This window comes from Streptomyces lincolnensis, from assembly GCF_001685355.1.
Taxonomy (GTDB): domain Bacteria; phylum Actinomycetota; class Actinomycetes; order Streptomycetales; family Streptomycetaceae; genus Streptomyces; species Streptomyces lincolnensis.
Map to the genome: position 1 here is coordinate 6,817,628 of NZ_CP016438.1, position 16,903 is coordinate 6,834,530.

The 16,903-nt window shown below is 69.2% G+C and carries 14 protein-coding genes and 1 tRNA gene; 13 read left to right on the forward strand and 2 right to left on the reverse strand.

The annotated features are described in order from the left end of the window. The first annotated feature begins 7 nt into the window (after nt 1–7). The 5 genes from SLINC_RS30550 to SLINC_RS30570 all read left to right on the forward strand — a co-directional run bounded on the left by SLINC_RS30550 (nt 8) and on the right by SLINC_RS30570 (nt 4,283). Nucleotides 8–496 carry a single-stranded DNA-binding protein gene (locus SLINC_RS30550; protein WP_067439642.1) on the forward strand — a complete coding sequence of 163 codons (489 nt, stop codon included), beginning with the start codon at nt 8–10 and terminating at the stop codon, nt 494–496. Between the two features lie 86 nt (nt 497–582). Further along, on the forward strand, nt 583–1,482 hold the full coding sequence (locus SLINC_RS30555) for a bifunctional DNA primase/polymerase (RefSeq protein ID WP_067439645.1): 900 nt from the start codon (nt 583–585) through the stop codon (nt 1,480–1,482). Continuing rightward, the gene (locus tag SLINC_RS30560) at nt 1,479–2,642 is read left to right on the forward strand and encodes an AAA family ATPase (protein WP_067439649.1); all 1,164 of its coding nucleotides are present in this window, start codon (nt 1,479–1,481) and stop codon (nt 2,640–2,642) included. The genes SLINC_RS30555 and SLINC_RS30560 overlap by 4 nt, the downstream gene beginning before the upstream one ends. Continuing rightward, the gene (locus SLINC_RS30565; RefSeq protein WP_107406877.1) at nt 2,626–2,817 is read left to right on the forward strand and encodes a helix-turn-helix transcriptional regulator; all 192 of its coding nucleotides are present in this window, start codon (nt 2,626–2,628) and stop codon (nt 2,815–2,817) included. Before SLINC_RS30560 ends, SLINC_RS30565 begins: the two co-directional genes overlap by 17 nt. Next, complete coding sequence (locus SLINC_RS30570) at nt 2,814–4,283, forward strand: tyrosine-type recombinase/integrase (protein ID WP_067439655.1); 1,470 nt, start codon at nt 2,814–2,816, stop codon at nt 4,281–4,283. The genes SLINC_RS30565 and SLINC_RS30570 overlap by 4 nt, the downstream gene beginning before the upstream one ends. Before the next feature lie 40 nt (nt 4,284–4,323). Here SLINC_RS30570 and SLINC_RS48150 read toward each other — a convergent pair whose 3' ends face one another. Then, the gene (locus SLINC_RS48150) at nt 4,324–5,181 is read right to left on the reverse strand and encodes a hypothetical protein (RefSeq protein ID WP_152038984.1); all 858 of its coding nucleotides are present in this window, start codon (nt 5,179–5,181) and stop codon (nt 4,324–4,326) included. 460 nt (nt 5,182–5,641) lie between these two features. Then, nucleotides 5,642–5,713: transfer RNA gene (locus tag SLINC_RS30575), tRNA-Arg, on the reverse strand. A 159-nt stretch (nt 5,714–5,872) separates the two neighbouring features. On the opposite strand from SLINC_RS30575, the gene SLINC_RS30580 reads away from it, so the two are divergent. The 8 genes from SLINC_RS30580 (at nt 5,873) to SLINC_RS30615 (ending at nt 16,737) form a co-directional block, all read left to right on the forward strand. Continuing rightward, nucleotides 5,873–6,415, forward strand: a complete 543-nt coding sequence (locus tag SLINC_RS30580) for a response regulator (protein WP_079164810.1) — start codon at nt 5,873–5,875, stop codon at nt 6,413–6,415. A gap of 179 nt (nt 6,416–6,594) precedes the next feature. Next, the gene (nrtL, locus tag SLINC_RS30585; protein ID WP_067439660.1) at nt 6,595–7,728 is read left to right on the forward strand and encodes an ArgS-related anticodon-binding protein NrtL; all 1,134 of its coding nucleotides are present in this window, start codon (nt 6,595–6,597) and stop codon (nt 7,726–7,728) included. Between the two features lie 13 nt (nt 7,729–7,741). Next, nucleotides 7,742–9,133, forward strand: a complete 1,392-nt coding sequence (gene lysA / locus SLINC_RS30590) for a diaminopimelate decarboxylase (RefSeq protein ID WP_067439663.1) — start codon at nt 7,742–7,744, stop codon at nt 9,131–9,133. Nucleotides 9,134–9,295: 162 nt separating this feature from the next. Then, nucleotides 9,296–10,594 carry a homoserine dehydrogenase gene (locus SLINC_RS30595; RefSeq protein ID WP_067445883.1) on the forward strand — a complete coding sequence of 433 codons (1,299 nt, stop codon included), beginning with the start codon at nt 9,296–9,298 and terminating at the stop codon, nt 10,592–10,594. 6 nt (nt 10,595–10,600) lie between these two features. Then, the gene (thrC, locus tag SLINC_RS30600) at nt 10,601–11,659 is read left to right on the forward strand and encodes a threonine synthase (protein WP_067439665.1); all 1,059 of its coding nucleotides are present in this window, start codon (nt 10,601–10,603) and stop codon (nt 11,657–11,659) included. 245 nt (nt 11,660–11,904) lie between these two features. Beyond that, a complete protein-coding gene (thrB, locus tag SLINC_RS30605) occupies nt 11,905–12,834 on the forward strand; it encodes a homoserine kinase (protein WP_067439668.1) in 930 nt (309 codons plus the stop codon). Nucleotides 12,835–13,242: 408 nt separating this feature from the next. Further along, nucleotides 13,243–15,285: a transcription termination factor Rho gene (gene rho / locus SLINC_RS30610; protein WP_067439671.1), complete on the forward strand. Its 2,043-nt coding sequence runs from the start codon at nt 13,243–13,245 to the stop codon at nt 15,283–15,285. A 318-nt stretch (nt 15,286–15,603) separates the two neighbouring features. Then, nucleotides 15,604–16,737 carry an LCP family protein gene (locus SLINC_RS30615; protein ID WP_067439674.1) on the forward strand — a complete coding sequence of 378 codons (1,134 nt, stop codon included), beginning with the start codon at nt 15,604–15,606 and terminating at the stop codon, nt 16,735–16,737. Nucleotides 16,738–16,903 lie beyond the last annotated feature (166 nt).

A 16,903-nucleotide genomic window follows, 5' to 3' on the forward strand; every position in this document is an offset into this window, starting at 1 on the left:
TGATCCCATGTCCGTGGGAGAGACCCCCATCACCGTCGTCGGCAACCTCGCCGCCGACCCCGAACTGCGCTTCACCCCTGCCGGGGCTGCGCTGGTCAAGTTCTCCGTCGCCTCCACCCCGCGCCGCTACGACAAGACCTCCGGCCAGTGGCAGGACGGCACCGCGATGTTCCTTCGCTGCACCGCTTGGCGCGACCTCGCCCAGCACATCGCCGACAGCCTGACCAAGGGCATGCGTGTGGTCGTCACCGGCCGTCTGCGTCAGCACAACTGGCAGAACGAGCAGGGGGAGAACCGCTCGATGCTCGGTCTGGAAGTGGACGACATCGGCCCCTCGCTCCTGTTCGCCACGGCCAAGGTCGAACGCGTCCAGCGCAACGGCGCCGCCTCCGGCCCGGCCAACGACGCGTGGAACACCTCCGCCCCCGCCTCCGGCGGATGGGGTGCGCCCGCATCGGCCGGTGCTCCCGCTGCGGGCAACGAGCCGCCGTTCTAGACGCGCCCGAGGCGGGCGCCTCTCACCACAAGACCGCGCCCGCCTCGGCTCCCTTGTCCCTTCGACAGAACAGGAGAACCTCCAGCATGCCGCAACTGGACGGCCCTGCCCAGCTCACCGCTGCGCTTGACGCTGCGTCGCGCGGCTGGCACGTCTTCCCGCTCATTCCCGGCGACAAGCGCCCCGCCGTCCGCGACTGGGAGACCCGCGCCACCACCGACCGCGAGCGCATCACCCGGTGCTGGACGCACGCCCCCTATAACCTCGCCATCGCCACCGGCCCTTCCGGCCTGGTCGTGATCGACCTCGACACCCCCAAGACCCCGGACGACACCCCGCCGGCCGGATGGGCAGAGCACGGCGTCACCGACGGAGCCGACGTGCTCGCCGTGCTCTGCGAGCGCCACGGCCAACCCTTCCCCGCCGACACCTACACCGTGCGCACGTGGAGCGGTGGCACGCACCTGTACTTCGCCGCACCCGAGGGCCAGTCGCTGCGTAACACCGCCGGGGACAGCGCCCGCGGACTGGGCTGGAAGGTCGACACCCGCGCGGCGGGCGGCTACGTCGTCGCGCCCGGCAGCGCCGTCAACGGCCAGCCGTATGCGACCGTCCATGACGCGCCCACGGCGCCGCTGCCGGACTGGCTGACGGCTCTGCTGCGCCCCGTGCCCCTGCCCCCACAGCGACCCGTCACGGTTCCGCTGACGGCTCGGGACCGGCGCGGCAAGTTCCTGGCCGCCGCGCTCAACGGCGAGTTGACCCGCGTCACCACCTCCGGCCCGCACGAGCACAACAACGCCCTCTACATCGCCTCCGTCGCCCTCGGACAGCTGGTCGCCGGCGGAGAGTTGGACGCGCACACGGTGACCGAGCGGCTCACCGAAGCGGCGCTCAGCGTCGGCCAAGGCGAGCGCGAGGCACGCCGCACTATCGCCTCCGGCCTGCGGGCCGGAGCCAACCGCCCCCGGCAGGTTGCCGCATGAGCGCCGACCCGATCCCCCCACTGCACCTGTACTCCGTACCCAGCGACCCCGAAGCGGCCCGGCGGGAGCTGCCCAAGCGGGAGCGCCCGCGCACCGCATGGACCGCGGATCAGCTCATGGCCGCGGACTTCCCCGAGCCGAAGTGGGCCGTGCCCGGCATCCTCGCTGAGGGCGTCAACCTGCTCGCCGGGCCCCCGAAGGTGGGCAAGTCGTGGCTGTCCCTCGGCCTGGCCCTCGCGGTCGCCTCCGGCGGGCACGCCTTCGACTCGATGCCGGTCGACGGCGGCCCGGTGCTCTACCTCGCCTTGGAAGACACCCCGCGCCGTCTCCAGACCCGCATGGGCAAGATGCTCGGAGGCCAACCGGCCCCGGCCGGGCTGACGCTGGTCACCGAATGCCCGCCCTTCCCCCAGGGCGGCAGCGACGCCATCGCCGGATGGTTGGAGCGCAACCCGGACGCCCGCATGGTCGTCATCGACGTGTTCGCCAAGATGCGCGGCCCCGCCCCGCAGGGCGTGTCCGCCTATGACGCGGACTACATTGCCGTCGGCTACGCGAAGCGCATCGCCGACCACTACGGCATCGCTGTGGTGCTCGTTCACCACGTCCGCAAAGCGGGCTCGGACGACTTCCTGACCGAGGTGTCCGGCACCAACGGCATCGCCGGAGCCGCGGACGCCACGCTCGTACTGAAGCGGGCGCGCGGGCAGGCGGACGGCATCCTGCACGTCACCGGACGCGACGTGGACGAAGCCGAGTACGCGCTTCAGTTCCAAGCCGCCTCCGGCGCCTGGCAGATGCTCGATGGACCGGTCACCGACCACACCATCGGCGACACCCGCGCCGCGATCCTCCGGCACGTCCGCGCCCACCCCGGCGCCCGACCCAAGGACATCGTCGCCGCGCTGCCGCAGCTCGATGCCGAGAACGTCCGCCGCACCTGCTCCCGCATGGCCGCAGACGGACAACTCACCAAGGACGGCACCGGCCGCTACTACCCGGACACCACAACCCGGACCGAGGCCGTACCGGGGGTGTCCCAAGTGTCCGACTGCCCCAGTCCCCCCGCTGACCTGCACGGAAAGGTGGGACAGCCCGGATCGGGGCTGTCCCACCTGTCCGACTCCGCTGGCGAATCGGAGGCTGACCGTGGCGCGTGACGAGATGCTCACGATTTCCCAGGTCATCGAGGAAATCGGCGTACCGCTTTCGACCTTCTATCGGTGGCGACAGCAGAGGAAAGGACCGAAAGCAATCAAGCTCCCGAACGGCGCCGTGCGGATTCGTCGTTCGGAATTGGAGCGCTGGATTGCCGCTCTGGAGGAAGCCGCGTGACCCACCGCAAGACCAGCGCACCGCAGGACGCCCGCAATGGCGGGCGCCCTGCCGAACCTGAAGAGCTCATCCTTTCCACCGACGTCCGTATCTGGGAGATCAGCAAGATTTCCAGTAAGTCGGCTCCCTATCAACTGCGTTGGGTGGTCGCAGGGAAGGTTTGCCACGCCACCTTCGCCACAACAGCGCTAGCTGAAAGCCGTCGGTCGGATCTCTGGAAAGCCATGCGTAAGGGCGAGGCTTTCGACGTGAAGTCGGGTCTCCCTGAGTCGGAGATACGGCAAGCGCAAGCGGCCGAAGCGGCAAAGGCTGAGGCAAAGTCCGACCCCACGTGGTGGGAGTTCACGCGCGAATTCATGAAGCGGCGTTGGCGCACTGCGGCAGCAAAGACGCGGGAAGGGTTTGCCGACAGCCTTGCCGCGGCAGCTTTGGGGATGCTCGCGGACAGGCCCGATGCGCCGGAACTTCGGGCGGTCCGGAGGGCCGTGCGATGGGTTGTCGTACCGGCTCACGCGGACCAGGAGCCCCCGCCGGACCTTGAGAAGGTGTGCTCTTGGCTCGCGGAGAACTCCCTCCCCCTGTCCTCGCTGAAGCGGTCTGGCATCGCAGAGGACGTCCATTACCGGCTCGCCTACAAGCTTGATGGCAAGTTGGCAGCCAAGGACACGTACAAGCGTCGCCGTCGCTGCTTCAACGCGGCCATGGCGTACGCGATCCAGAAGCGATACCTGGACGAAAACCCGCTCGCCGGACTGGAACGTCCGGCCACTGCCGCTAGCGGCCCAATCGACCCGCGAGTCCTCATGAATGCCGTACAGGGGCGTGAGTTCCTGACGGCGGTCTCGTACGTGGGATCAGTCCACCGAAACCGGGGAAGACGCCTGGTCGCGTTCTTCGGGTGCATCCTCTACGCGGCGATGCGCCCGGCGGAAGTCGTGGCATTGCGCCTGAACGATTGCCACCTGCCGGAGAAGGGGTGGGGCGTTCTCACCCTACGGGAAACGCGTCCGGTATCGGGAAAGACGTGGACCGACTCCGGCCAGCGTCACGACAAGCGAGGGCTGAAGATGCGGGATCCTGAGGCGGACCGGCCGGTGCCGATCCCGCCCATCCTGGTGGCGATGCTCCGGGCGCACGTGAAGGAGTTCGGGACAGCAGCGGACGGCCGGGTGTTCCAGAACGAGCGGGGCGGCCTGGTGGGCACGTCCAGCTACTGGCGTGTGTGGGAGGAGGCTCGCCCCTTGGCGTTCCCGCCCCACAAGGTGGCCTCACCTCTCGCTGGGAAGCCGTACGACGGCCGGGCGACGTGCATCACGGACTGGCTCCGCTCCGGCCTCCCCGTAGCCGAGGTGGCCCGACGCGCCGGCACGTCGCCGGAGGTCATCGACCGCCACTACGCGGGCTGTCTCGACAACAGCGAGGAGGAGGACAACAAGAAGATCGAAAAGACCATGGGCTGGGAGTAGGGAACTCGTCACGTGAGTGTGCGGTCAGGCAGCCGCACACTCACTGGCGATTCAGCCATTCCGTTAGGTCCTTTAGTCTGGGGAATACATCGGTTTTCATTCCCTGTGGGAGGTGGGCGGCACGGAGGACATGAGACGCATAGCGTTCGGTCACTACGATGTCGCAGTACGGTACCGCAATGCTCAATGCATCAATGTCGAAGATGTCGTTGGGTTCCCATGATTTTTGGCGATTGCGATGTGCCGCCTCCGTGAGGGTCGAATAGACGTCAGCGCTTGGCATGCAGTCTGCGAAAGACCTGATCGACTCTCGGCCCGTGACTACGTCAGAAAGTGTCTTGCCTCGGTCAAGGAGTGCCTGGGTGAGCATGTCGATGACTTCGAGGGACATGTATCGGGCCTGTACCACGTCGCGCAGGCGGTTCCAATACTGGGGCTCATTATCGAGTCGTTGAGCTAGCTGCCGCTCCGATTCGGCTCGGTTTTCGGCACTTCTCTTAGCTGCTGTCGGGTCCCATCCATTTGCCTTAAGGTTTGGCACTTCGGCGTCAGTGGGCCCTCGCAGCATGGAGCGCTCAACCTGCTCGCGTGCATTTGCCAACATCAGATCAAAAGCTGCTGGTCCATCAGGCCAGGTGGCGCGAGTCTCTGCGGTGACATCACCCGAAGCTGACCGGATGTGCAGACCACCTCGCATTCCCATGGCATGACCGATGCCGTATCCCAACAGCTCGATATCTGTAAGGTGTGGAGAATCGGTGCCGAGTGCCTGATCGAGGGCTTCCTCAACTTCCAGTTGCATGATGTGCGTGTGGGTGAGCAAGGTGGTGAACCCCGAGAGCTCTTCCATCACATCGGCGATATCGGCTCGCTGGCGGGGATCCTGGATCCCCGCCATTTCCATGTAGTGGGTAAGGGACAGAGGGAAGCGGTACAGCCCCGATCGGGCAGCGTCTCGCACCGCAGTGAGCGCCGGCTGGTAGGGCCCTCCGGTCCGATGTCCTGTAGCGGCCTTGGCCAGGCTGATCCAATGGTTGAGGTCTAGATAGACAAGGCGCTGTCCTGTCGGAGGTCGCACTAGGTGAACGGGCCAGGCGTACGCAGGGGTTTGCCGTCGTGCCATGGCGGCCATTCTGGCAACCCCGGGGCCGCGTCCGCCGCCGAATATGGGCGGGCGTACCCGTGGCGCGCGATGAAGCAGACAGGCCCGCCGTCCGCTCGCGTGTGGCTCACACGCCCCTCACACACAAACCGTGAGAGACAGAGAGAAAGGGCGGGAGTCAGTGAGACTGACTCCCGCCCTTTTCGTTCGGCATCCGCCCTGGTCAGACCGTTGTTCTGGGTTGCTGACCGGCGAGTGCCCCCGGCAGGATTCGAACCTGCGCACACGGCTCCGGAGGCCGTTGCTCTATCCCCTGAGCTACGGGGGCGTGTCGGTCGCGGTGTTCGCGGCGACGGGTAGAACCCTACCAGTTCCGTCGGGGTGTTCATGAACGGGTTTTGCGGGGTCGGAGGGTGGGTTCGGGCGGGTCGGGCAGGGGGGTTGAAGTGGGGGGTGGGGAGGTGGGGATCACCCGGCAGGGGCAGAAGTGGGGAAAACCCGGACGCGGTGGCCGGTCCCGACCTACTCTCAAGGTGTGCCAGGCGTGTCCGGCCGGGTGCTTGTTGTGGACGACAACAAGGTCATCCGGCAGCTGATCAGGGTCAATCTCGAACTGGAGGGGTTCGAGGTGGTGACCGCGGCCGATGGTGCCGAGTGTCTGGATGTCGTTCATCAGGTGCGGCCCGATGTGGTGACCCTGGATGTCGTCATGCCGCGGCTGGACGGGCTCCGGACCGCCGCGCAGCTTCGGAGTGACCCTCGGACCAGTCATCTGCCGCTCGCGATCGTCAGCGCCTGTACTCAGTACGAGGTCGACACCGGCCTCGACGTGGGTGTCGACGCCTTTCTTGCCAAGCCCTTCGAGCCTGCCGAACTCGTGCGTCTGGTACGGCAGTTGATCGAACGGCGGGGGAGCGGAGGGAGCGGGGGAGCGGTCCAGGAGGACCCGTCCGCGTTCGACGGCATCCTCGGAGCCGGAGAGACCGAGCGCGCCGAGAGTGCCGAGCGTGCCGGACGAGCCGGCGGCTGAACCGCCGGCGCACGCCGCACACCCCGCCCCGCTACGCGACCCACCCCCGCCCCGCCCAGGCACGCGACCCACCACCCCGCCACGCCTAACCCCGTCCACATCCCGGCTCCCGTCCAGATCCCGGACCCCCGCACAAACCGGCTCGCCTACCCACCCCCCTCCTCCCCTACGCTTGTCCCGTGACCCCCGTCGAGCTCTCCCGCACCGTGCTGCGCGCGGTGCGTCGTGCTGTCGACGCGGGGGAGCTGAGCGTCACCGTTCCGGAGCGGGCCGTCGTCACGGTGCCCGGGCCCGGTGGGTGTGGTGACTACGCCACCGGCATCGCCCTTCAGCTCGCGCGCCCGGCCGGGCTGCCGCCCCGAGACGTCGCCGAGATCATCCGGGCCCGCCTCCTCACCGGCCAGGCCGGCCAGACCGACGACGCCGACCAGGCCGCCCACGCCGACCACCGCATCGAAGACGTCGTCGTCACCGGCCCCGGCTTCCTCAACATCCGCCTCCGCGACACCGCCTCCGCCACCCTCGTGGAGGAGATCCAGGAGCGGGGGAAGCGGTACGGGTACGCCACCGGGTTCAGCGGCGACGTCTGGCAGCTCCAGGCCGCCCACGAGGTCCGTGCCGTCGTTGTCGCGGACGCTCTCGGCCGGATCATGCGCTCGCAGGGGGCCGCCGTCCGTGTCACCTGTACGACCCGCCCGGCGCCGGAATGGGAGACCGGCCTCGGCGTACGTCTCGACGCGTACGGCAAGCGCGTGTTCCCCGGCCCGCTGGTGGTCAACATACGACCTGCTCCGGCCCTGTCCGACCCCGTCCGACTCGGCCGTGACGCCGGCCGCTGGGCCCTGCTCCACCCCGCCTCGCACGACGGGCCCCGGATCGGCGACGATTACCTCGTCCAGCGTGAGAGCAACCCTCTCTTCCGTGTCCGTTACGCCCACGCCCGCATCCGGGCTGTCAGCCGTAATGCCGCCGACCTGGGATTCGACGCCGAACCCCAGGCCCTGACCGGGATCGAGACCAACACCGGGACCGGGACCGACACCGCGACCGAGGCCAAAAACCTCCTCACCCACCTCGCCGATCACCCCCGCGTCCTCGCCCACGCGGCCGAGGACCGCGCCCCCGACCGTCTCGCCCGGCACCTCGTCAGCGTCGCCGATGCCGTCACGCCCCTGCTCGCCTCCGTCCTCCCGTGCGGCGAGGAGAAACCCTCGGCCGCCCACGGCGCCCGGCTCGCGCTCGCCGAAGCCGCCGGGACGGTGCTGGCCGGCGGCCTGTCCCTGCTCGGTATCGACGCACCCGAACACCTCTAGAGAGCAAGCCAGAATGAGCCGTTCCGCACACCCCGCCGGGCCCCGTCACGCCGATGTCGTCCCCGAGGGCCACTACTCCGCTCCGCCCGCCGACCTCAACACGCTCGACCCCAAGGTGTGGGCCCAGACCGTCACGCGCGACCAGGACGGCGTCGTCACCGTCGGCGGTATCGACGTCAAGGCCCTCGCCGAGGAACACGGGACCCCCGCCTACATCGTCGACGAGGCCGACTTCCGGGCCCGGGCGCGTGCCTGGCGCAGCGCCTTCGGGGCCGGCGCGGACGTCTTCTACGCCGGCAAGGCGTTCCTCTCCCGGGCCGTCGTGCGCTGGCTGCACGAGGAAGGGCTCAACCTCGACGTCTGCTCCGGCGGCGAGCTCGCCACCGCCCTCTCCGCCGGTATGCCCGCCGACCGGATCGCCTTCCACGGCAACAACAAGTCGACGGAGGAGATCACCAGGGCGATCGAGAACGGCGTCGGACGGATCGTCCTCGACTCCTTCCAGGAGATCGTCCGCGTCGCCCACATCGCCCAGTCCCTCGGCAGGCGGCAGCGCGTCCAGATCCGTATCACCGTCGGCGTCGAGGCCCACACCCACGAGTTCATCGCCACCGCCCACGAGGACCAGAAGTTCGGCATCCCGCTGGCCGGCGGCCAGGCGGCCGAGGCCGTACGGCGTGCGCTCCAGCTCGACGGGCTCGACGTCATCGGGATCCACTCCCACATCGGCTCGCAGATCTTCGACATGTCGGGCTTCGAGGTCGCCGCCCACCGTGTCGTGGGCCTGCTGAAGGACATCCGTGACGAGCACGGTGTCGAGCTGCCGGAGATCGACCTCGGTGGTGGGCTCGGGATCGCCTACACCAGCGAGGACGACCCCCGCGAGCCGCACGAGATCGCCAAGGCGCTCACCGAGATCGTCACGCGGGAGTGCGAGGCGGCCAGGCTGCGCACGCCGCGGATCTCCGTCGAGCCCGGCCGCGCGATCGTCGGCCCGACCGCCTTCACGCTCTACGAGGTCGGCACCATCAAGCCCCTCGACGGGCTCAGGACCTACGTCTCCGTCGACGGCGGCATGTCCGACAACATCAGGACCGCGCTGTACGACGCCGAGTACAGCGTCGCCCTGGTCTCCCGCACCTCCGACGCCGCGCCCATGCTGGCCCGGGTGGTCGGCAAGCACTGCGAGAGCGGTGACATCGTGGTGAAGGACGCCTTCCTGCCGGCGGACCTGGCACCGGGCGACCTGATCGCCGTACCGGCGACGGGCGCGTACTGCCGGTCGATGGCCAGCAACTACAACCACGTGCTGCGGCCGCCGGTGGTGTCGGTCCACGAGGGCGCGTCGCGTGTCATCGTCCGCCGCGAGACGGAGGAGGACCTCCTGCGTCTCGACGTCGGCTGACGCGGCGTCGGTCGAGCCGAACCCGTGGGGGCGGAAGATCTTCGGTTTTCCGCCCCCGTACAAATGAAATAGTCATCTCACAATCCGGACCAAGGGTAGAAAGTCCCGTCCGGTGAGTGAGACTGGTCCCACCGTGACGGTATGAGGAAACGAGGTCGGATGATGCGTACGCGTCCGCTGAAGGTGGCGCTGCTGGGCTGTGGAGTGGTCGGCTCAGAGGTGGCGCGCATCATGACGACGCACGCCGATGATCTCGCCGCCCGGATCGGAGCGCCGGTGGAGCTCGCGGGTGTCGCGGTCCGCAGGCCCTCCAGGGTTCGCGAGGGCATCGACCCGAGCCTCGTCACCACGGACGCCACCGCTCTCGTCAAACGGGGTGACATCGACGTGGTCGTCGAGGTCATCGGCGGCATCGAGCCCGCCCGTACGCTGATCACCACCGCCTTCGAGCACGGCGCCTCCGTCGTCTCCGCCAACAAGGCGCTCCTCGCCCAGGACGGCGCCGCCCTGCACGCCGCCGCCGAGGAGCACGACGCGGACCTCTACTACGAGGCCGCCGTCGCCGGTGCCATCCCGCTGATCCGGCCGCTGCGCGAGTCCCTCGCCGGCGACAAGGTCAACCGGGTGCTCGGCATCGTCAACGGCACCACCAACTTCATCCTCGACAAGATGGACAGCACGGGCGCGGGCTATCAGGAGGCCCTCGACGAGGCCACCGCCCTCGGGTACGCCGAGGCCGACCCGACCGCCGATGTCGAGGCCTTCGACGCCGCCGCCAAGGCCGCCATCCTCGCCGGGATCGCCTTCCACACGCGCGTGCGCCTCGACGACGTCTACCGCGAGGGCATGACCGAGGTCACCGCCGCCGACTTCGCCACCGCGAAGGAGATGGGCTGCACCATCAAGCTGCTCGCCATCTGCGAGCGGGCCGCCGACGGCGCCTCCGTCACCGCGCGCGTGCACCCCGCGATGATCCCGCTGAGCCACCCCCTCGCCTCCGTCCGCGGCGCCTACAACGCCGTGTTCGTGGAGTCCGACGCCTCCGGGCAGCTGATGTTCTACGGCCCCGGCGCGGGCGGTGCCCCCACGGCCTCCGCCGTGCTCGGCGACCTCGTCGCCGTGTGCCGCAACCGCCTGAACGGCGCCACCGGACCCGGCGAGTCCGCCTACGCCGCGCTGCCCGTGTCGGGCATGGGCGAGGTCGTCACGCGCTTCCACATCAGCCTCGACGTGGCCGACAAACCGGGTGTTCTCGCCCAGGTCGCCACCGTGTTCGCCGAGCACGGCGTGTCGATCGATACGGTTCGCCAGCAAGGCCGACAGGACGGAGGCGGCGAGGCCTCTCTCGTCGTCGTCACCCACCGCGCGTCCGACGCCGCCCTCAACGGCACCGTCGAGGCGTTGCGCAAGCTCGACACCGTGCGTGGTGTCGCCAGCATCATGCGGGTTGAAGGAGAGTAACCAGCAATGACCCACCAGTGGCGCGGAATCATCGAGGAGTACCGGGACCGGCTGCCCGTCTCCGACACCACGCCGGTCGTGACGCTCCGCGAGGGCGGCACGCCCCTCGTGCCCGCGCAGGTGCTCTCCGAGCGCACGGGCTGTGAGGTCCACCTCAAGGTGGAGGGCGCCAACCCCACCGGGTCCTTCAAGGACCGCGGCATGACCATGGCCATCACACGGGCAAAGGAAGAGGGCGCGAAGGCGGTCATCTGCGCCTCCACGGGCAACACCTCCGCCTCCGCCGCCGCGTACGCCGTGCGCGCGGGCATGGTCTCGGCCGTGCTCGTCCCGCAGGGCAAGATCGCGCTCGGCAAGATGGGCCAGGCACTCGTGCACGGCGCCAAGATCCTCCAGGTCGACGGCAACTTCGACGACTGCCTCACCCTGGCCCGCGCGCTGAGCGACAACTACCCGGTGGCGCTGGTCAATTCGGTCAACCCGGTGCGTATCGAGGGCCAGAAGACGGCCGCGTTCGAGATCGTCGACATGCTCGGCGACGCCCCCGACATCCACGTCCTGCCGGTCGGCAACGCGGGCAACATCACGGCGTACTGGAAGGGCTACACGGAGTACGCCGCCGACGGCATCGCGAAGCAGACCCCGCGGATGTGGGGATTCCAGGCCTCCGGTTCCGCGCCCATCGTGCGCGGCGAGATCGTCAAGGACCCGTCGACCATCGCCACCGCGATCCGCATCGGCAACCCCGCGTCCTGGCAGTACGCGCTGGCCGCGCGGGACGAGTCCGGTGGCTTCATCGACGAGGTGACGGACCGTGAAATCCTGCGCGCCTACCGGCTGTTGGCCGCGCAGGAGGGTGTTTTCGTCGAGCCGGCCTCGGCCGCGTCCGTGGCCGGTCTGCTGAAGGCGGCCGAGCAGGGCAAGGTCGACCCGGGCCAGCGGATCGTGTGCACGGTCACCGGCAACGGCCTCAAGGACCCCGACTGGGCCGTGGCGGGCGCCCCGCAGCCGGTCACTGTCCCGGTCGACGCGGCGACGGCGGCCGAGCGCCTCGGTCTGGCCTGACCGGTCCGACCGGCCCCACCAGGCAGTACGCAGTGGGGTGCACAGGGGGCTCGCGACACGCATCGTGCGCCTCCTGTGCGCCCTATGTCGCCACAGAACCTTCCTTCGATAGGCTGTACCGAACCCGCCCGCTGCATATGCCCTCGCGTACAGCGGGTCCCGCGCCGTCTCCGCGGCCCGCAGGGTCTTCGTACGTCATCGAAATGTCTTCGACAATCACGCAGCTCAAGGAGAGTCTTCGAGCGATGGCCGGTCCCGCCTTCCGCGCCGCCGCCGTCCGGGTGCGCGTCCCCGCCACCAGCGCCAACCTCGGTCCGGGCTTCGACGCCCTCGGCCTGTCGCTGGGGCTCTACGACGACGTGGTCGTCCGGGTGGCCGACTCCGGGCTGCACATCGACATCGCGGGTGAGGGCAGTGAGACGCTCCCGCGTGACGAGAACCACCTGCTCGTACGGTCCCTGCGCACCGCCTTCGACCTGCTGGGCGGACAGCCGCGCGGCCTGGAGATCGTCTGCGCCAACCGCATTCCGCACGGCCGGGGCCTCGGCTCCTCCTCGGCCGCCATCTGCGCCGGCATCGTCGCCGCGCGAGCAGTGACCATAGGCGGCGACTCGCGGCTCGACGACATCGCCCTGCTGGAGCTGGCCACCGAGATCGAGGGCCACCCCGACAACGTGGCGGCCTGTCTGCTCGGCGGCTTCACGCTCTCCTGGATGGAGGCCGGAGCCGCGCGCGCGATCAGGATGGAGCCCGACGATTCCATCGTTCCGGTGGTTTTCGTGCCCGGTAAGCCGGTGCTGACGGAGACCGCGCGCGGTCTGCTCCCGCGCTCAGTGCCGCACGTCGACGCCGCAGCCAACGCGGGCCGCGCAGCCCTGCTCGTCGAGGCCCTGACCAGGCGCCCCGAGCTGCTGCTGCCGGCGACAGAGGACCGGCTCCACCAGGAGTACCGCGCCCCGGCCATGCCGGAGAGCGCGGCACTGGTGGAGCGGCTGCGGGCCGACGGAGTCCCGGCAGTGATCTCCGGCGCGGGACCGACGGTCCTCGCGCTGGCCGACGTCGAGAGCGCCGACAAGGTGGCTCATCTGGCGGGCGAGGGCTGGGCGGCGAACCGCCTGGACCTCGATGCCCACGGTGCCAGTGTGCTGCCCCTGGCGACCGCCAGTGAGACGTAGAAACCGGCGGTTGCCGGATTTCGAGAGGGGGAATGTTTGTTGGATCCGGTAGTGTTAATCTCAAGTCTGCACCCGACCCCACCATGGCGAGGTGCTTCACGTCCCCGTCCGGGACAGACATCCTTCCGGGAGCCTCCCAAGCCGCACTGTGTTCCGTACGTCGTACGCGGGCAGTACCTCGTACGCGGGCACTGAGCGACTTGCCGGGCACGCTCCGGAACCGGTGCGACCAAACCACGTGACACAGACACTCAGTGCCACGGTTTCGGGAAGCGCCGTCACCACATTCCTCCGCCAATCCGGCGGACCACCGCCCCGGCACGGTCCACACAGCAAGGACCGCAGCCGGACAGCACAACCGGTCGCCGAGCCAGACAGGCCGACGTCCGCTCCAGGGAAGGACCCTTCGTGAGCGACACCACCGATCTGATGGGCGCACGTGTCGAGGAGACCGCTGCCGCGCCCGCCACGGACGCCTCCGCGCCTGCCAGCGGTGCCGGCTCCAGGCGGCGCCGCGGTACCGGCCTCGAGGGCATGGTGCTGGCCGAGCTCCAGCAGGTCGCATCCGGCCTCGGTATCAGGGGCACCGCGCGGATGCGCAAGAGCCAGCTGATCGAGGTCATCAAGGAGGCGCAGGCGGGCGGTGGCGCCCCGGCCGCGAAGGCCGACGCCACCGAGACGAAGCCCAAGCGCCGCGCCACCTCCAAGGCCCGTACCGGCGATGACGCCGCTCCCGCCGCCGAGAAGAAGGCGGCGAAGGCCGAGGCCCCCGCCGAGAAGGCCGTGGCCCAGCAGCAGATCGAGATTCCTGGCCAGCCGGCCAGCGACGACGCCCCGGCCGAGCGCCGTCGGCGCCGTGCCACCGCCGAGGCCGGCGCGCCCTCGGGCAGCCCCGAGACCGTCGTCGCCGAGGCGAAGAACGAGTCGAAGGCCGAGACGCCCGCGCAGACGCAGCCGCAGCAGGGCGAGGCCAAGGGTGACGCCGGTGACGGCGAGGGCCGTGGCCGCCGCGACCGTGGCCGTGACCGCGGCGACCGTGGCCGTGACCGCGGCGACCGTGGTGACCGCGGTGACCGTCGCAAGGGCGACGAGCAGCAGGGCCAGGGCGGCCGCCAGGACCGTCAGGACCGCCAGCAGAACCAGCAGCAGGGCGGCGGCCGTCCGGACCGCCAGGACCGCCAGCGGGACAACGGCCCGCAGGACGACGACGACTTCGAGGGCGGCCGCCGTGGCCGTCGTGGCCGGTACCGGGACCGTCGTGGCCGTCGTGGCCGCGACGAGATGGGCGCCGAGCCGCAGGTCGCCGACGACGACGTCCTGATCCCCGTCGCGGGCATCCTCGACATCCTCGACAACTACGCCTTCATCCGTACGTCGGGCTACCTGCCGGGTCCCAACGACGTGTACGTCTCCCTCGCCCAGGTCCGCAAGAACGGCCTGCGCAAGGGTGACCACGTCACCGGTGCGGTCCGTCAGCCCAAGGACGGCGAGCGGCGCGAGAAGTTCAACGCGCTGGTGCGCCTGGACTCGACCAACGGCATGGCCCCCGACTCCGGTCGCGGGCGCCCCGAGTTCAACAAGCTCACCCCGCTCTACCCGCAGGACCGCCTCCGTCTGGAGACGGACCCGGGCATCCTCACCACCCGCATCATCGACCTCGTCGCGCCGATCGGTAAGGGCCAGCGCGGTCTGATCGTGGCCCCGCCGAAGACCGGCAAGACCATGATCATGCAGGCGATCGCCAACGCGATCACGCACAACAACCCCGAGTGCCACCTGATGGTCGTCCTGGTCGACGAGCGTCCGGAAGAGGTCACCGACATGCAGCGGTCGGTCAAGGGCGAGGTCATCTCCTCGACCTTCGACCGCCCGGCCGAGGACCACACCACGGTCGCCGAGCTCGCCATCGAGCGCGCCAAGCGTCTGGTGGAGCTGGGCCACGACGTCGTCGTGCTGCTCGACTCGATCACGCGTCTGGGCCGTGCGTACAACCTCGCCGCGCCCGCCTCCGGCCGCATCCTGTCCGGTGGTGTCGACTCGACCGCGCTGTACCCGCCGAAGCGCTTCTTCGGTGCGGCCCGCAACATCGAGGACGGCGGCTCGCTGACCATCATGGCCACCGCGCTGGTCGACACCGGCTCGCGCATGGACGAGGTGATCTTCGAGGAGTTCAAGGGCACCGGCAACCTCGAGCTCAAGCTGGACCGCAAGCTCTCCGACAAGCGGATCTTCCCGGCGGTGGACGTCGACTCGTCCAGCACCCGCAAGGAAGAGATCCTGCTCGCCCCCGACGAGCTCGCCATCGTCTGGAAGCTGCGCCGGGTGCTGCACGCCCTCGACCAGCAGCAGGCGGTCGAGCTGCTTCTCGACAAGATGAAGCAGACGAAGTCGAACGCCGAGTTCCTGATGCAGATCCAGAAGACGACGCCGATGCCGGGCAACGGCGACTGAGGCTGAGCCTTCCGAAGGGCCGTCCCCAGCTCGGGGGCGGCCCTTCTGCCGTGATGAGCGAGATCTTCGCCACAACGATCTTGAAAGTGGCCGAATTCGATCGGTACGGCCGTCTCGGGTGAAAACGCAGGTGAGAGGCGTTCGCCCGGAAGAGTCCGTTACGCGCTGTGGCAGTGGAGGCGCAGGGCGGTCACAGCGCGTCGTGCAACCCTTTCCCGAGTTTCGCCGTCTGACCAGGCGGAGCGACGATGGTGCGGTGACGACCACGCCTGACCCTGAAAGCAGGGGGTAACCGACCGGACGAGATTCGAGGAGCACATGTCCGCCGAGAGCACGCCGGAGTCCGGCATACCGGGCGAGGACGGCACCACGGGGCGCCACCGCGCCAAGGGCAGTCGTCGCAAACCCCGCGGCAGGCGCAAGGGCCTTCTGATCATGGCCTGGACCGCCGCGGGCATCGTTGTGCTGGGCGGCACCGGCGCCGGGTACCTGTACTTCAAGCTCAACGGCAACATCAAGAGCGTCGACATCGACTCGGCCCTCGGCACCGACCGGCCGACCAAGGTCGACAACGGCTCGGAGAACATCCTCGTCCTGGGCTCGGACACCCGCGCCGGCTCCAACAAGAAGCTGGGCGGCGGCGTCGACGACGGCAGCGCCCGCTCGGACACCGCGATGATCGTGCACGTCTACGAGGGCCACAAGAAGGCCAGCGTGGTCTCCATCCCGCGCGACACCATCATCGAGCGGCCCGAGTGCACCGACACCAAGGGCGTCACACACGACGCCGCGTCGGGTGTGATGTTCAACTCCGCGTACTCCACCGGCGGCGCCGCCTGCGCGGTGAAGACCGTCGAGACGCTCAGCGGCATCCGCATGGACCACTATCTCGAAGTCGACTTCAGCGGCTTCGAGAAGATCATCGACGAGCTCGGCGGCGTCCAGGTCACCACGACCAAGAACATCAAGGACGACGACAGCCACCTGAACCTCAAGGCCGGCACGCACACCCTCGACGGTGAGCAGGCCCTCGGCCTGGTCCGCACCCGGCACGGCGTCGGCGACGGCTCCGACCTCGGCCGCATCCAGCTCCAGCAGGCCTTCATCAAGGCGCTGATCAACCAGGTCAAGCACGTCAACCTGTTCGGCGACCCCACCAAGCTCTACGACCTCGCCAACACCGCCACCAAGGCCGTCACCACCGACTCCGACCTCGGCTCCGTCAACAAGCTCATGTCCTTCGCCACCGGCCTCAAGGGCATCAGCTCCTCCGACATGACCATGGTCACCATGCCGGTCCAGTACGACCCGGCCGACCCCAACCGGGTCATCATCAAGGAGACCCAGGCCAAACAGGTCTGGACGGCCCTGGAGAACGACAGGGCGATCCCGAAGGCGGCTACCGAAGGCACGGCCAAGGGGGACGCCGACGGCGTGGTGAGCGCCGGCTAGGGGCGCGGGGACCGGCGCGACAGCCTCCTCCGGCCCGCGGGGAATACACCACGCGTACTCCTCGTTTTGGGGGATGGCCCCAGTCCTGGCAGACTGGTACGTCGGCTCCGGTTCACGCCTCCGCATCCCGCGGTTGCGACCCGGCGCCCTCCCGAAACTAGGAGAC

What these genes read in the sequence shown, in the direction of transcription:
- SLINC_RS30550 (WP_067439642.1), top strand. Translation starts at nt 8, where the DNA reads ATGTCCGTGGGAGAGACCCCCATCACCGTCGTCGGCAACCTCGCCGCC.
- thrB (WP_067439668.1), top strand. Translation starts at nt 11,905, where the DNA reads ATGGCCGGTCCCGCCTTCCGCGCCGCCGCCGTCCGGGTGCGCGTCCCC.
- SLINC_RS30560 (WP_067439649.1), top strand. Translation starts at nt 1,479, where the DNA reads ATGAGCGCCGACCCGATCCCCCCACTGCACCTGTACTCCGTACCCAGC.
- lysA (WP_067439663.1), top strand. Translation starts at nt 7,742, where the DNA reads ATGAGCCGTTCCGCACACCCCGCCGGGCCCCGTCACGCCGATGTCGTC.
- SLINC_RS30595 (WP_067445883.1), top strand. Translation starts at nt 9,296, where the DNA reads ATGCGTACGCGTCCGCTGAAGGTGGCGCTGCTGGGCTGTGGAGTGGTC.
- SLINC_RS48150 (WP_152038984.1), bottom strand. Translation starts at nt 5,181, where the DNA reads ATGGCGGGGATCCAGGATCCCCGCCAGCGAGCCGATATCGCCGATGTG.
- SLINC_RS30555 (WP_067439645.1), top strand. Translation starts at nt 583, where the DNA reads ATGCCGCAACTGGACGGCCCTGCCCAGCTCACCGCTGCGCTTGACGCT.
- SLINC_RS30615 (WP_067439674.1), top strand. Translation starts at nt 15,604, where the DNA reads ATGTCCGCCGAGAGCACGCCGGAGTCCGGCATACCGGGCGAGGACGGC.
- thrC (WP_067439665.1), top strand. Translation starts at nt 10,601, where the DNA reads ATGACCCACCAGTGGCGCGGAATCATCGAGGAGTACCGGGACCGGCTG.